Annotated in this window: 12 protein-coding genes; 5 read left to right on the top strand and 7 right to left on the bottom strand. The window is 71.6% G+C overall.

What is annotated here, in order from left to right; all coding sequences use genetic code 11:
• Positions 1-53: 53 nt before the first annotated feature.
• The 3 genes from ACFYY2_RS03680 to ACFYY2_RS03670 all read right to left on the bottom strand — a co-directional run bounded on the left by ACFYY2_RS03680 (position 54) and on the right by ACFYY2_RS03670 (position 4,129).
• On the bottom strand, positions 54-938 hold the full coding sequence (locus ACFYY2_RS03680; RefSeq protein WP_388736506.1) for a hypothetical protein: 885 nt from the start codon (positions 936-938) through the stop codon (positions 54-56).
• Positions 935-3,046: a PEP/pyruvate-binding domain-containing protein gene (locus ACFYY2_RS03675; RefSeq protein ID WP_388736503.1), complete on the bottom strand. Its 2,112-nt coding sequence runs from the start codon at positions 3,044-3,046 to the stop codon at positions 935-937. The genes ACFYY2_RS03680 and ACFYY2_RS03675 overlap by 4 nt, the downstream gene beginning before the upstream one ends.
• Positions 3,047-3,367: 321 nt before the next feature.
• Positions 3,368-4,129 (bottom strand): hypothetical protein, encoded by a 762-nt coding sequence (locus ACFYY2_RS03670; protein ID WP_388736500.1) that lies wholly within the window; start codon positions 4,127-4,129, stop codon positions 3,368-3,370.
• A 278-nt stretch (positions 4,130-4,407) separates the two neighbouring features.
• Here ACFYY2_RS03670 and ACFYY2_RS03665 point away from each other — a divergent pair, with 278 nt between their 5' ends.
• The 3 genes from ACFYY2_RS03665 to ACFYY2_RS03655 all read left to right on the top strand — a co-directional run bounded on the left by ACFYY2_RS03665 (position 4,408) and on the right by ACFYY2_RS03655 (position 6,902).
• Positions 4,408-4,848, top strand: a complete 441-nt coding sequence (locus tag ACFYY2_RS03665) for an ATP-binding protein (RefSeq protein WP_388736497.1) — start codon at positions 4,408-4,410, stop codon at positions 4,846-4,848.
• A gap of 262 nt (positions 4,849-5,110) precedes the next feature.
• Entirely contained in the window at positions 5,111-5,980 is an 870-nt protein-coding gene (locus ACFYY2_RS03660) for an alpha/beta fold hydrolase (protein ID WP_388736495.1), read from the top strand.
• Positions 5,981-6,338: 358 nt separating this feature from the next.
• On the top strand, positions 6,339-6,902 hold the full coding sequence (locus ACFYY2_RS03655) for an SMI1/KNR4 family protein (protein WP_388736492.1): 564 nt from the start codon (positions 6,339-6,341) through the stop codon (positions 6,900-6,902).
• Positions 6,903-6,941: 39 nt separating this feature from the next.
• On the opposite strand, the gene ACFYY2_RS03650 is transcribed toward ACFYY2_RS03655, so the two are convergent.
• A complete protein-coding gene (locus ACFYY2_RS03650) occupies positions 6,942-7,706 on the bottom strand; it encodes a lysophospholipid acyltransferase family protein (protein ID WP_388736490.1) in 765 nt (254 codons plus the stop codon).
• A gap of 718 nt (positions 7,707-8,424) precedes the next feature.
• On the opposite strand from ACFYY2_RS03650, the gene ACFYY2_RS03645 reads away from it, so the two are divergent.
• A complete protein-coding gene (locus ACFYY2_RS03645; protein ID WP_388736487.1) occupies positions 8,425-10,359 on the top strand; it encodes an N-acetylmuramoyl-L-alanine amidase in 1,935 nt (644 codons plus the stop codon).
• Between the two features lie 162 nt (positions 10,360-10,521).
• Positions 10,522-11,532, top strand: a complete 1,011-nt coding sequence (locus ACFYY2_RS03640; protein WP_388736485.1) for an LLM class flavin-dependent oxidoreductase — start codon at positions 10,522-10,524, stop codon at positions 11,530-11,532.
• A 263-nt stretch (positions 11,533-11,795) separates the two neighbouring features.
• On the opposite strand, the gene ACFYY2_RS03635 is transcribed toward ACFYY2_RS03640, so the two are convergent.
• The 3 genes from ACFYY2_RS03635 to ACFYY2_RS03625 all read right to left on the bottom strand — a co-directional run bounded on the left by ACFYY2_RS03635 (position 11,796) and on the right by ACFYY2_RS03625 (position 14,245).
• Positions 11,796-12,176 carry a hypothetical protein gene (locus tag ACFYY2_RS03635; RefSeq protein ID WP_388736483.1) on the bottom strand — a complete coding sequence of 127 codons (381 nt, stop codon included), beginning with the start codon at positions 12,174-12,176 and terminating at the stop codon, positions 11,796-11,798.
• A 336-nt stretch (positions 12,177-12,512) separates the two neighbouring features.
• Positions 12,513-13,712 carry an enoyl-[acyl-carrier-protein] reductase FabV gene (fabV, locus tag ACFYY2_RS03630; RefSeq protein ID WP_388736480.1) on the bottom strand — a complete coding sequence of 400 codons (1,200 nt, stop codon included), beginning with the start codon at positions 13,710-13,712 and terminating at the stop codon, positions 12,513-12,515.
• Positions 13,713-13,891: 179 nt separating this feature from the next.
• Complete coding sequence (locus ACFYY2_RS03625; protein WP_388736477.1) at positions 13,892-14,245, bottom strand: VOC family protein; 354 nt, start codon at positions 14,243-14,245, stop codon at positions 13,892-13,894.
• Between the last annotated feature and the right edge of the window lie 64 nt (positions 14,246-14,309).

Raw genomic sequence — 14,309 nt, 5'->3', positions numbered from 1 at the left:
CGCCCTGCCGGGCGGTGCCGTGTGAAGGCGGTGTCCGCCCGGCCGCACACAACTCACCGCAGCACGACCGCGGTCGTCCGGTTGGTGTTGGCGTCCTCGATGCACCCCCGCAGACGCATCACGTCGTGCGGGGGCAGCGCGGGGCGGATGACGGCGACGTAGACGCCGTCGTGCAGCCGCGTCAGCCGGGCGTCCTCGTTGAGCGCCGCCGTGGAACGACGGCAGGTCTCCCAGAGGTCGTTCGCGGCGAGCCGGGCGTCGCCGGTGTCCCGGTTCCCCCGGGTCTCCACCGCGAACGTCATGCTGGTGCTCGCCGCTCGCGGCGCCGCCTCGGGGCGGGTCTGCGTGGCATCCGCCAGCGCCGACCACAGGAGCGGGACGAGAAGCAGCGTTCCCACGACCGTCGCCACCGCGAGCGCGCGCCGCACCGGACGGACCGGTGTGACCGCGGGATGGTCTTCGAGTGAGTCCGCGTCGCCGACCGCGGGAACGGTCAGGGCGGTCAGACGCCCGGCCAGCCGCCGCTCCGCACCGCGCCCCGCGCTGGCGCCCGCGATCTTCTGCAGGAGTGTCGCGAGGCCGGACAGTGCCGCGCCGGCCACCATCAGCACCGGCACGAAGACGAAGGTGCGCTGGGTGCCGTCGAGTTCGGCCGGGTCCAGCCAGGCGAAGCGGCCCCGGGCCGGGGCCCTGGTCTGCTCCAGCCGGTTGCGCACGTCTTCCATCCGTGCGAAGGCCTGATCCATCCGGCTCTCCAGGCGGGCGAACCGGGTGAGGAGCAGGATGGTGGCCATGAGGACTTCGGTGATCAGGAAGAGCATGGCCGAGATCAGGGCCCGCTGCCATTCCCATCGGGTCAGGTAGAGGACGGTGTAGTAGCCGGCGTAGACACCGGCCAGTCCGCCGAAGGCGTATGCGGACAGCTTCAGTGCCTTCATGCTGCCGTCTCCTGTCGTGAAGCGGTCGGTGTGGCAGGCGTCCCGGGCAGGTCGTGCGGGGTCACGGCTCCCGTGCCGCCGTCGACGGCGAGGGCCGTGCCGAGGGGGAACCGTTCGATGGCCTCGGCGACGCCCACAGCGGTGGGCACGTGATGCTCACGGGCGAGAACGGCGAGGTGCGACAGCGGACTTCCCGTCTGCGCGACGAGCCCGGCCAGACCGGGCAGCAGGGATGCCAGCGCGGGGTCCAGGTGCTCCACGATCAGCACCGGGCGTTCGGGGCGCCCGCCCCGCCCGTCCCAGGCCGTTCCGACGCCGAAGCCTCCGCCCGCGCCCTGGCCCTGCCCCGGCACCGACGGGCCGGACGGCTTCTCCGCGACGGGGACCCCGTCGGCGAGGCGGAACACGGCGGGCAACGCACCGGACTCCGGGCGCGGGACCCTTTCGCCGAGGTCCGCGGGCAGTCCTTCGCCCCGGGCAGCCCGCACGAGTTCGTCCCAGCGCAGGAGTGCCAGGCGGGGCAGCGAGGCCTCACCCCGGTCGCCCTGGCCCGCCGACAGCCGGCGGGCCAGTTCAGCGAGCATCCGGACCTGCATCTCCTGCACCCAGCGGATACGCAACCGCAGCCCTTCGCGCACCGGGAGGGAGTCCACGCCCCGCGGCAGGAACGTGACGTTGCCCGCGTCGGGGAGCGGCGGCCGGCCGGAGAGCGTGGGTGGCAGCAGGGCGAGCAGTACGGGGTGGAGGGCGATGAGCTCCTCGTCGCCGAGCCCGCGGCCGCGGTCCTCGGCCAGCTCCGCCAGCGCCTCACCGGCAGCCGTCGCACCGCTCCCCGTGCCGAGCAGCGCGCCCGCCAGGGACTCCTGCGCGTGAAGCGCGGACAGCGCCTGCCGACCCCAGGCGACCCCGTCGAGCAAGCGGCCGCTGAGCATGTCAGCGGCGGGCGGGAAGCCCGCCAGGGCGCGGTCCACGTCCGCCATCAGGTCGACGGCCAGCAGCGGCAGGGCGGAGCGCAGCCTGCCCACCCGCCAGGCCGCCGCGGCCCGTCGTGCTCCGTTGGCGGTGTTGACCCGGTCGAGGAAGGGATGCGCGGGGGGTACGGTGCCCAGCAGGCGCAGGTCGGCCACGGCCCTCCCCCGTACGGTCGTCACCACGGGAAGCCGGCGCAGACGGCGGCGCGGCGCTGCCCCGGCGATGTCGAGGGCCACGGTCAGGCCGTGGGACATGGGTACGGCCCACAGGTCCTCCTCGAGCGGCTGGAGCACGCCCGGAAGGGTCTCGGCGACGGGGCCGGAGCCGAACAGCCGGGCGCCGCGCGGCGGCCGGGGGGCCATGGCCGTGATGGGGCGGGACTGGAAGAGCCACAGCCTGCCTTCGCCGTCGAAGCCGAACTCCATGTCCTGCGGGCCGCCGAAGACGCGTTCGGTCGACTTGGCCAGGCTCACGAGCTGGTGACGCCGCGTCCGTGTGAGCACGCGGTCGCCACGCCGTCCGGCGGGGTCGCCGCCCACCGTCCGTGCCAGGCGCGTCAGTTGGTAGCGCACACCCGGTGTGCTGCCGTCGACGAGCTGATCGGGGCCGCCCCGGACCGCGCTCACCAGGATGCGGTCGGTACGGCCCTCGACCGGATCCGCGCCGAACATCACCCCGCCGACGGCCGACTTGAGCATCGGCTGGACCAGGACCGCCATGCCGTCGGCGGGCACGTCCTGTGCGGCCGGACGCAGCGGCCTGACCCGTCGGGCGGAAGCCAGCACCGTCCTCACGGCCGAGACGAAGGAGTCCCAGCCCTGTACGTCCAGCACGGAGTCGAAGCGTCCCGCCATGGAGGAGTTCTCAGTGTCCTCGTAGAGGGACGAGGAGCGCACGACCAGCGGCTCCCGGCCCTCCCCGCCGGCCAGGGTCCGCCAGGCGCCGCGCAACGCCTCCTGCCCGGTGAGGGCGCCGGGGGCACGTTCGGCGGGCACCAGGACGAATCCCGGCAGCACGGGCAGCCCGGCTACGGCGGCACGGGCCAGGTGCGCGGCCTTGGCCCCGGTGATGGCCGTGTCCACGGCCGACGGGGTCCCGAGGGGCACCACGGCCCATTCCGTGGGCTCGAATCTCATGGCTGTCTCTCTCTGTGTGCGTGAAATCGGGGGCTTCCGGCGGGCGCGGACGGTGCGGGAAGCGGGAGGTCGGGACGTGGAACCGGTCAGCCTGGCGCCCGGCGTCGGGCGCGGCTCCTCAGGACGAAGCGGGGCGGGGCCGGGCATGGCGGCCGGGCGACGACGCCGGCCGGTGCGTGCACCCGTGCTGCCGTGGAGGCGGCCCGAACCGTGTGCGTACGTCGTGCTGTTCGGTCCGAGCGCGGCGACCGGCGCCTTCCCGGGGCCGATGGTGCGGGAAAGGCGATGTCCTGGGCGCGGTCCCCCTGCTCGCGGCGACCGTCAGCCGGCCTGCCGCGGCCGCACGGGCCCCTGGGCGGGAGCCCGGAAGGGGGCGCGGGGCAGGAGGGAGACCGTTCCGGACTGCGGATCCCGGGAGTCGGCGGGCGCCCTCCACCTCGCTCGCTGCGCCGGGACGCGGCCCGCGACGAACCAGGCGAGCAGGGGCGCCCCGGCCGCGAACAGACCGGCGAGCGCGGGGTCGGCGGAGGTCAGGGTCGAGGTGACCACGATGCCGAGACCCGCGAGGACGACGGCCGCGCGTACACGGTGCGACAGGACCGCGGTCGCCATCGCGAGGGCGGTCAGCAGATACCAGCCGGTGAGCGCCCCGGGCAGTGCCACGTACTCGCGGAAGAGACTTCCTTCATGGGCGGGGAGGTGTGTGAGAGGCACCCAGCAGGCGTAGGCGAGCTCGATGCCGCTGGTCAGCAGCAGCGCGAGCGCGGTGCGGACGTACAGGGCCGGCCGTCGGCTCGCCAGCCAGAGCAGGACCAGCGCGGTCAGCGGCCAGGGAACGATTACGTACAAGGACGTCATCACCTCGGCCGAGTCCACCCATGCCAGATCGGGGTAGGGCTCACCGCGACGGGAGACTCCCAGCACGGCCGCATGGAGCATCGCGACCCCTGCCGCCCCTGTGGCCAAGTGCCGCAGGATCCGGGACAGTCGCGCCTCGCGCACGACGACGCCGCGCCGGGTGCCGATCGGGTGGACTGACGTCTGAGCTGCGGTGCCCGACGTCATCACAGCATGGGCTTCCACAGGTAACCGCCTCACTTTGTTGACTGCGCAAGTATAAGCAGTACTTGATGCGTCAAACAACTACTGGGGTCCGATGCTCACGGGAAGGGGGCCCTGTGGCCGCGGCGGTCCGCCGGACTGAACACCCGTCACGAATCCCTCCCCCCTTCCGGGCGCGGCAGCCGCGACTCCCGCGGATCCGTGGACGAGCCCGCCCCTACGTCCTGAGGCGCCGAGCGGGGCAGTGGGCTTCGGATGCGGGGGTACAGGAAGAGGGAGAGTCGAACGAGGAGGGGCCGATGACGAAGAACACGTCGCTGTGTGCGGTGGGATGGGCGCAGTCGTTCCCGATCTCGCAGGGGGTACGGGCCGGCCGCCACTGGACCCGGGAGCACCTGGCGTCCCTGGAGTGGGCGAGGGACGCCCCCGAGACCGTCGACGCGATACTGCTCAGCGTTTCCGAGCTGATCACCAACGCCCACGTACACGCACACAGCGATGCCCAACTGGTCCTCACCTGGGACAGCCGGTGCCTGCACGTGAGTGTCCACGACTCCGATCCCCTGCCCCCCGCCCAACGGCCCGAGGACGTCACGACGACGGGCGGGCGCGGGATGGCCATCATCGATGCGCTCGCCGACGGGTGGGCCACGCACCCGCAGGCGACGGGCAAGACCGTCACCGCCTGCTTCGTACCCCCGGGTGCTCCGAAGCCCCGGCACGGCGAGACCATCGGCTGACGTCCGCGCGGGCCTGATCCGGGAGGGCGGGCGGAGCGTGGCCGGGAACGGCAGGCGCACGCGCACTCACGTCTCGACGCGCGCCTCACGTCCAGCGCGTGCCCGGTGTTCTTCGCCGGCTCGGTGGCGGGTCGGGGTGGCGGCTCGGTTGCGGCAACCCCGCGGGAGCCGGCCGGGCACATCATGCGGGCGCCCCGTGGCACCACCGCGAGCGAGGCTCCGGCACCGATGAGTTTCCGCGGCGGGCCCGGTCTTCATCGGTATGGAGACCTACACACTGGAGACGGCGGGCGCGGACCTCGTGTACGACGTCCGCGGGCCGCTGCCGACCGGCGGCGGACGACCACCGTTGCTCATGATCGGCCAGCCCATGGACGCCACAGGATTCACCGCGCTCGCGGCGCGCTTCCCCGAACGGACCGTCGCCACCTACGATCCGCGCGGGCTCGGTCGCAGCGTCCGCAAGGACGGACGGGCCGACCACTCGCCCGAAGTCCAGGCCGAAGACGTGCACGCCGTCATCGAAGCACTCGGGGCCGGGCCGGTCGACATGTTCGCCAGCAGCGGCGGCGCGGTCACGGCACTCGCTCTCGTGACCCGGCACCCCGGCGACGTCACCACTCTGGTCGCGCACGAGCCGCCCCTCGTCACCCTGACTCCGGACGGCCCGGCAGCCGTGCGGGCGCGGGCCCGGGTACGGGACGCGTACGAGGAGCGGGGATGGGGGGCCGGAATGGCCGCCTTCATGGCCATGACCTCCTGGCAGGGCGAATTCACCGACGCGTACTTCGCACAGCCCGACGCCGATCCTGCCGCGTTCGGCATGCCCACCGGGGATGACGGCGTGCGCCACGATCCGCTGCTGTCCGACCGGTCATGGGCCGTCAGCGGCTACCGGCCGGACGCCGCCGCGATCGCCAAGGCGTCGGCCCGCGTGGTGATCGCCGTCGGTGAGGAGTCCGCGGGCCTGCTGACCGGGCGTACCTCCGTCGCGACAGCCGAGCTGCTCGGTCAGCGGGTGACGACGTTTCCCAGCCATCATGGTGGTTTCCTCGACGGCGAGTTCGGATACCCGGGCAAGCCGGACGAATTCGCGCACCGACTGCGTGAGGTACTGGAGGGCACCTCGTAGAACAGCTGACGCGTCCCGCCACCGGGCAGGACGGCGATGAACGGCCGGCCGGGGGCGGAGCTCACGGCGCCGCCCACCACCGTCCGCCCCTCCCGGGCCGTCGGATCACGCCCCGGGCCGCCCCCCGGCCCCCGGGCACGCGGGCTTCGGGCACGCGGGCTTCGGGCACGCGGGCTTCGGGCACGCGGGCTTCGGGCACGCGGGCTTCGGGCACGCGGGCTTCGGGCCGTAGCCTTCTCCGGACGGTACGGCCCGAAGCCCTGGTTTTCGCCCGACGCGCGGGAGTCGCGCCCCAGGTCGCCCGCCCTCCGTCCGCACGCAGCCGGGACCACGACCGGAAGGGGGCCGTCCGCCCACCATGAACAACGATCACGACGTGCTGACCGGATGGGCACGCATCGACACGTGGCTCACCGCCCACGACCGCCCGAAGCCCACGAGGCCCAGGGCGGACGCCGCGGGGCTGGACGCGTTCGAGGCGCAGCTCGGCCGGCCCTTGCCGGCCGGGGTACGGGCGTGGTGGCTGCTGCCCGGTGTCTCCGCCGGCCACTGGATTCCGGGCGAGTTCGCTCCCGTGTCCCTGGAGGAGGCGCTGGAGACTCACGAGATCTGGCTGACGATCGCCGAGGAGGAAGGCCCCCTCGATGACGACGGGCGGCCCGAGACCCGCTACCGGCCCGAGTTCATGCCGATCGCGCTGGATCCCGGCGGCGATGGACTGATCGTCGATCTCCGGCCCGGTGCCACGCACGGCGCCGTACTCCTCTGGGACCACGAAACGTGGGTGCTGGGCGCCCCCTTGTGGCCTTCGCTGACCTCCATGCTTCTCGGCATCGCCGATGCGCTGGAGGCCGGGGCACCGGCTCTGCCGGACCGCGCGCGCGTCGGCGGCGACACGCGGCGGCCCTCGGCCCGCGGGTGACACAGCAAGTGCCTCGCGCGGGCTGACGGGCCTCCGGACTCAGTGCGCCTGTTCGGAGACGGAACGGCGCGCGCGCCGGGGGCCGTGCGGGAGCCGGCCCTTCGGGGGCTCCTCGCCGCGAATGTCCGCGAGGAGTCCGGTGATCGCGGCCATGATGTCCTCGGTCGCCTCACGCAGCACCTCCTGGGTGAGCGGCTTGCCCGCGTACTTGCCGAGGTCCACGGGCGGGCCGGCGACGATGTCGACACGTCGACGGGGAACCAGGCTCAGGCGCCGGTTCCCGCGCCCTCCACGCGCATAGGGCGGCGCGATGAGATGGGCGCCCCACTGGGCGACGGGTATGACGGGCGCGCCGGTCGTGAGGGCGATGCGTGCGGCTCCGGACTTGCCCGCCATCGGCCACAGCCCGGGATCACGGGTGACGGTCCCCTCGGGGTAAATCGCCACGCACTCCCCGTTCTTGACCGCCTCCACCGCGTCGCGCAGCGCGGTCGCCGCGTCCGCGGTCCCGCGGTGCACCGGGATCTGGCCGGTCTTGCGCAGCATCATGCCGACGAAGGGGATGCCGAAGAGGGAGGCCTTCGCCAGCAGCCGCGGCGGCCGGCCGCTGTTGTACTGGAAGTGCCCGTAGGTGAGCGGGTCGACATACGAGATGTGGTTGACAGCGGTGATGAAGCCGCCGGTGGCGGGGATGTGTTCGAGACCGCGCCAGCGGGGGGACACCAGGGGGAACAGCACAGGCTTCACGATGGCCGCCGCCAGTCGAAGCCAGACGGTGTAGGCGTGATCGGTGTCGCGGGGCACCCGGGCCCTCCTTGATCCTTGCGGCGTGACGGACCGGTCCGGCGCGACGGAACCGCCGGCATTGCGGTGCTTCCCCTCGGTAGGTCACACCGTGGGGCGATCGCAGTGTCCGGTGCGTGTCCGACGACAGCCGCACGCGGCCCGGGCCCTGAGCCAGTCACTCGTTTTGAATGTTGCCGCATCAAGTATATTGCCCGCCCGGTCCGGCGATCACGTGAGGTCCCGGGGCGGGGCTCCACCACCAGCGGCGGGCAGGGCCTCGACCGTGACCGGCCGGACTCAGGCGGCGGAGTGGGCATCGGCCCTCCTCGGGCCGGCCGGACGGAAGCACCGCCCCTTCCTGGCGGATATCTTCACCCTTCATCCACGGGACACTCACGCCCCAAAAGAAATACCTGACGGCATTGCGTCCGAATTCGACTCGTCCTCGCTGCCGGTTTCGACGAGGGGGGTTGTGACCGGCAGTAAGTGTTTCCCGTAAGATACGTGTGAAACCGGAGAGCGACTGCGGATCGCGGCCCCCGCTACAGCGTGGTGCGCGACCGCGGCCCACACGTGCCCGAGTCCGAGGGGGGATCGCCCTCATGGCTTGTCGGCCAGCGTGACAGCCGGGATGAGCCGGTTCCCGCCGGTTCGTCAGATCGCCAGGTATGCACGGCATTTGACAGTAATTCGCCTGAGCACCATTCAACCCCCACATCCCGTTAGGACCAGCACTTTGCACAAGAGGAGAAAAGGGCTGCGGCTCCCCGTCGTGATCGCGGCGGGCGTCCTGGCCGCAGGCGGTCTGGCGGCCACGGTGCAGTTCAGCGCTTCGGCCGACCCCCAGACCGACTCCGCGTCCAGGCAGCAGCAATTCACCTCGGCCGCTGAGGAGTTCCACGTCCCCGTCAGCGTCCTGCTCGGCCTCGCCTACCAGGAGTCGGGGTGGGACGCCCACGGGGAGCAGCACAGCACCAGCGGCGGTTTCGGCCCCATGCACCTCACCGACGTGACCCCGGCCATGATGGCCGCGGGTGGGGCGGGCGGCGCCGGACGTGACGACCTCGCGTCGATGGCCGCCGATCCCGCACTGCACACGCTGCAGGCCGCCGCGAAGCTGATCGGCCAGTCGCCGGACACCCTGCGCAAGGACTCCGCCGCGAACATCCGGGGTGGTGCGGCGCTCCTCGCCTCGTACCAGAAGGACGTGGCCGGCGGCACGCCCGCGGACGCCGACAAGTGGTACGGCGCCGTGGCCCGCTACAGCGAGTCGAAGCAGCGGCAGGGTGCGGTGGCCTTCGCCGACCGTGTCTTCAACACCGTGCGCAAGGGCGCCGCCGACGTGACGCAGGACGGACAGCGCGTCCGCCTCGCCGCCTCCCCCTCGGTGGACCCCGCGGAGTCCCAGGTGGACAGGCTGCATCTGAAGTCCGCGGCCGCCGGGAACGTCGAGTGCCCGCCGGCCGTCCAGTGCACCTTCGTACCGGGGTCCCCGGCAGGTGTGCAGGTGTCCAACCGGCCCGCGAACGGCATCCGGATCGACACCATCGTCATCCACGACCTGGAGACGACCTACGACGCCGGAGTCAACTACCTGGCCTCACCGACCAACTCCTCGGCCACGCACTACGTGATGCGTTCGTCCGACGGCGCGGTGACCCAGATGGTGCCCACCACGAACCTCGCCTTCCACGCGGGCAACTACTCGACGAACATGCACTCCATCGGTATCGAGCACGAGGGCTTCGCCGCCCAGGGTGCCACCTGGTACACGGAGGCGCAGTACGAGGCCACGGCCACCCTCGTGAAGTACCTGGCGGCGCGGTTCGACATACCGCTGGACCGTCAGCACGTCATCGGTCACGACAACGTGCCCGGCCCGGCCGACAAGTACGTGTCCGGCATGCACTGGGACCCGGGCAACGGCTGGGACTGGGGCCACTTCATGACGCTCCTCGGCCACGGGTACAGCGGACTCCACAAGACCCCCACCGTGGGCTCGGTCGTCACCATCGACCCCGGCTTCGCCGACAACGTCCAGACTGTCCGCGTCTGCCCCGGGGACGACCCGAGCGACACCTCGTCGACGGCCTGCGTGGACAAGCAGCAGGAGTCGAACTTCGTCTATCTGCGCAAGTCTCCGGACGCTTCCGCCCCGCTCTTCGGCGACCAGGCGATCCACGGGCAGACCGGTGACGGCACGAACCGCATCAACGACTGGGGAAGCACCGCTCAGTCCGGACAGCAGTTCGTCGTCGCCGACGTCCAGGGCGACTGGACGGCGATCTGGTTCAGTGGCGCCAAGGTCTGGTTCCACAACCCCGACGGCAAGAACGCCAAGATCACCTACGGCGTGAAGGTGATCCGCCCCGCGGGCTCCGCCTCGGTGCCCGTCTACGGCCAGAGCTACCCGGACGCCGCAGAGTACCCGGCGGGCCTGAGCCCCTCGACGCAGTCCGCGCTCAGCATGTACAGCGTTCCGGCGGGGCAGGCGTACGTCGCCACCGAGCCTCCGGCACTCACGGACGACTACTTCAAGAGCAGCGGCACGGTCGTCTTCGGCGGTAAGAAGATGTACACCATCCAGTACAACCACCGCGTCGCGCTGGTCTACGAGAACGGTGTCACGGCCACCCCGGTGACCCAGCACTGGGAGAACCGCGGGAACTGATCATCCCGCTCGCACGGGCGGGGGTCCCGGCTTCGGGCCGGACCCCCGCCCGTTTTTCGCTGCCGTACGGGACGCGGGGGAACAGAACGGGCGCACTGCCGGTTTTCGGCCATGGGCCGGAAAGCAGAGTCCGCCGCGCCCTCCCCCATTGGAAGGTTTGCCATGACCGCGTCCGTCCCCCTCTCCCTCCTGGACCTGGCGTACATCAACGCCGGCGAGACAGCAGCCGACAGTTTCCGGGCCAGCGTCGACCTGGCCCAGCACGCCGAGACGTGGGGATTCCGGCGCATCTGGTATGCGGAACATCACAACATGTCCATCGTGGGATCCGCCGCGCCGGCCGTGCTCATAGCCCACATCGCGGCGCAGACGCGGACCATCCGCCTGGGTGCCGGCGGCGTCATGCTGCCCAACCACGCCCCCCTGTCCGTCGCGGAACAGTTCGGGACGCTCGAAACACTTCATCCGGGGCGTATCGATCTCGGTCTGGGGCGCGCCCCGGGCGGCGACATGCAGACCATGCGAGCCCTGCGCCGCGACCCGCGGTCCGGCGACACCTTCCCCGACGACGTGGTCGAACTGCGCGGGTTCCTGAGCGGCGAGACCGTGGTCCCGGGTGTCGAGGCGACGCCGGGCAAGGGTTCCGGTGTCCCTCTCTACATCCTCGGTTCATCCCTCTTCGGGGCCGGTCTGGCGGCGGCGCTCGGACTTCCCTTCGCCTTCGCCTCACACTTCGCGCCCGGAGCGCTGCTCGACGCGGCCGACCTGTACCGAAGCGAGTTCCGGGCCTCGGCCCAGCTGGACAAGCCGTATCTCATCGCTGGGGTGAACGTCGTCACAGCGGACACCGGGCAGGAGGCCCAGGACCACTTCCTGGCCGCCAAGCGCCGCAGGGTGATCCAGTTGCTGGGGCGTGCCGGGGTCGACGTGCCCGCACACGCGGCGGCGACGGTCCTGGAGACACCGGTCGGCAAGCAGGTCCTCGGGCAGGTGGAGCAGGAACTGACCTACGCCGCGGTCGGGACCCCGGCCGAGGTCCGTGACTACCTCGACCGCTTCACAGCGGCGGTCCGGGCGGACGAACTGATCACCACCTCGCTGCCGGTCGACCGGAAGGCGTGGCTGCGGTCCGCGGAACTGCTGGCGGAGGTCAGCGGCCTGCGTGCCGCCTGAGCGACGGACCGAGCGGCGAGGACGGGGTTCGCCGCTCCCCCGCCGTCCCCGCGGCATCCCCGGTCCGGCGGGATCGGCGCCGTCGACCAGGGACCGGCGAGGACGGCGGACGTACGTCAGCCACGCAGGGTCACCAGTGGTGGTGCGACCGACGGTGGCCACGCGCCCGCCGTCCGCCGCGGTGGCATCCGGAACGTACGCAGGGACACGGCTCCGCCCGGATACGTGTCACCGGCGGGCGACCGTGTGTCGCCCCGGATGACTCAGGATCCGACCGGCGGATAGGCCACGAGGACCTTGTAGCTCACGGCCGGGAGGCTGAGGTTGCCCGCGTGCAGACCCGTGATCCGAGCGAACCCGTGGGTGCAGTCCGGCCCCGAGAAGACGTCGACGTAGGCGTACTTGAAGTTCGCGACGGACTTCATCGGTTCCGGGAGATTGATGCACTCGGCGTCGGAACCGGTGGCCGGGATGGGGTACACCGTCCCGGTGAGATCGGCGCCCGTGTAGAAGTTGGCCTGCCCCCAGGGGGTCTGGGCCGCGGCCGCCGGCTGGGCCAGGGCTCCGCCGAGCAGAAGTGCCGCTCCCGCGAGGGCTGCGGTGACCGCGCCTGCGTTGCGGCGAAGGATCTTGCGAGTGTCCATGTGGGTGCCCCTCCGAGTGAGTCCCGCGGCCGCGCCATCGCCAAAAGGGCGTGGCCTGCCGTAAGCAGAACAACCTTGTACTTGCTTTCGCAAGTATTGCGTTGTTGTTCAACTCCCGCAAGCAGTCGAGCGCTTGACTGCGGCCACACCCTCTACGTATGTCTCGATCACACCTGTTCTGATGCGATATACCCTGCCGGCCGGCAGCGTGGCCGATGCGGACCGCACGACGCCTGGGCCTTGGAGGCTTCCCTGCGTCCGTGTATGGAAAGCCGGTCGACGTGACCCGGACCCGACGAAGCACGCTGTGAGGGGTTCGTGGCGCCGGTCAGTCGATCAGCTGGGCCACGGGACCTCGGTGTCGACAGCGGCGGTGTAGTCGATGCCCGGGACGGAGAACCCGTACAGGCGGCGCACTTCGTCACTGAACCAGTCGAGGTCGGCGAGCTCCGCGACCGTGTCGCTGGTGGCCGCGCCCCAGCGTTCGGCCACGGCGCGCTGGACGGCGGGATCGAGTTCCCAGGTGTCGAGGCGGACCCGGCTCTCCTCGTCGAGGACGAGGGGGGCGGCGCCGGTCAGCTGATCCCACAGCTCCACCAGTTGGCCGGTCGGTGACACCATGGTGTCACCGAGGACGCCCCGGAGCAGCCCGACGTACAGGGCGATGCCGGGGATGGCGGTGGAGGACTGGGTGACGGCCGCGGCGTTGACCGAGGTCACGGCCCTGCCTCCCAGCGTCCTGCCCAGACGCTCGTCCAACACGCGTGCGGTGGACTCCAGATGGGACTTCGCGGCGCCGATGGTGCCCTGCCGGTAGATCCCGGCGGTGAGCGGCGAACCGATGTAGGACAGGGCGGCGGTCGCGAAGCCTTCGGCGAGCAGGGACCGGTCACCGAGGTAGGTGATCCAGCGTTTCCAGTCCGTGCCGCCCATGACGGCCACCGTCTGCTCGATGTCGTCGCCCTCGGCCGGCGAGGTCGTGACGTCCTTCACCTCCGGGACACCGTGGTCGTCGAAGACGAGGGTCCTGGTGGTGCTGGGCGGGCCGATCGGCTTGAGGACCGAGGCATACACGTGGCCGTTGTCCGGGTCGGTGCGGCGAGGAGCGGCCACCGAGTAGATCAGGAAGTCGAGCCGTCCCCCGAAGCGCTCGGCCAGGAGGCCCGCGACCTGCTCCTTCATCGTGTCGCTGAACGCGTCTCCGTTGAGGAAGACCATGTCCCGCCCGTGCTGCCGCGCAAGCCGGGCGGCAGCGGCAGTGCGGTACCAGCCGGCGGTACCGGTACGCCGCCCGGGTGCCTTCTCGAAACACACGCCGATGCCACGGATGCCGACGCGGGCCAGGCCCGCGATCGTGGCGGCCAGACCGTACCCTGCGGACGAGCCGATGATCAGCGCCACCGGCCCTTCGCCCCCGGCGGCCACCGGGTCGGGGACGGACCGCCACATCTCGTCCACCAGCCGCGCGCAGCCGCTTGGGTGGGAGTCGAGGAACAGGAAGCCTCGGTTCTTGGGCGCGATGACGCGTTCGCTCACGGTGTGGTACCCCAGATGTCGTCACGGACGAGACCGGGGCGCCCGCCTCGGCCGCCCCGTCCTGCCAGTCTGGGGCGGTCGGGGTCGAGTGCGTGATCTTGACCGGCACAACGATGGCCGGCTGCGCTTGGAGGAATCCGCCAGCGGGAGACTCGGGGACGACCGCACATGACGGGTGGTCAGGCGGGCTGCCACAACTCGATCCGGTTGCCCTCCGGATCGGTGACCCAGCCGAATCGGCCGACGCCCTCCATGTCCTGCGTCTCCTCCGCCACGTCCGCACCCCCGGCGCGCAACTGCGCGAGCATCGCGTCGAGGTCACGGACCCGGAAGTTGACCATGGTTCGCTGAGCGCGGGACCCGAAGTAGTCGGTCTCGGCGTCGAACGTCGCGAAGACCGTCGGGCCGCCGTCCTGACGCCACAGGCCGGACTCATCGACGTCGAGACCCAGACGATCGCGATACCAGGCGCTCAGGGCCGCCGGGTCGGCGGCCCGCATGAAGTAACCGCCGATTCCAAGCACGTGTTCCATGCCCTCATCCTGCCAACGCCACCCCGGCGAGGCGGCGCACCACACCGGCAGCCGATCAGGGGAT

This window comes from Streptomyces sp. NPDC001822, from assembly GCF_042892135.1.
Lineage (GTDB): Bacteria > Actinomycetota > Actinomycetes > Streptomycetales > Streptomycetaceae > Streptomyces.
The sequence above is the reverse complement of the archived record's forward strand: the minus strand, read 5'-3'. Positions and strand labels throughout refer to the sequence as shown.

Bases quoted from the DNA above. Each gene is read 5' to 3' on its own strand.
- ACFYY2_RS03640 (WP_388736485.1), top strand. From the start codon at position 10,522: ATGACCGCGTCCGTCCCCCTCTCCCTCCTGGACCTGGCGTACATCAAC.
- ACFYY2_RS03625 (WP_388736477.1), bottom strand. From the start codon at position 14,245: ATGGAACACGTGCTTGGAATCGGCGGTTACTTCATGCGGGCCGCCGAC.
- ACFYY2_RS03675 (WP_388736503.1), bottom strand. From the start codon at position 3,046: ATGAGATTCGAGCCCACGGAATGGGCCGTGGTGCCCCTCGGGACCCCG.
- ACFYY2_RS03665 (WP_388736497.1), top strand. From the start codon at position 4,408: ATGACGAAGAACACGTCGCTGTGTGCGGTGGGATGGGCGCAGTCGTTC.
- ACFYY2_RS03680 (WP_388736506.1), bottom strand. From the start codon at position 938: ATGAAGGCACTGAAGCTGTCCGCATACGCCTTCGGCGGACTGGCCGGT.
- ACFYY2_RS03660 (WP_388736495.1), top strand. From the start codon at position 5,111: ATGGAGACCTACACACTGGAGACGGCGGGCGCGGACCTCGTGTACGAC.
- ACFYY2_RS03655 (WP_388736492.1), top strand. From the start codon at position 6,339: ATGAACAACGATCACGACGTGCTGACCGGATGGGCACGCATCGACACG.
- ACFYY2_RS03635 (WP_388736483.1), bottom strand. From the start codon at position 12,176: ATGGACACTCGCAAGATCCTTCGCCGCAACGCAGGCGCGGTCACCGCA.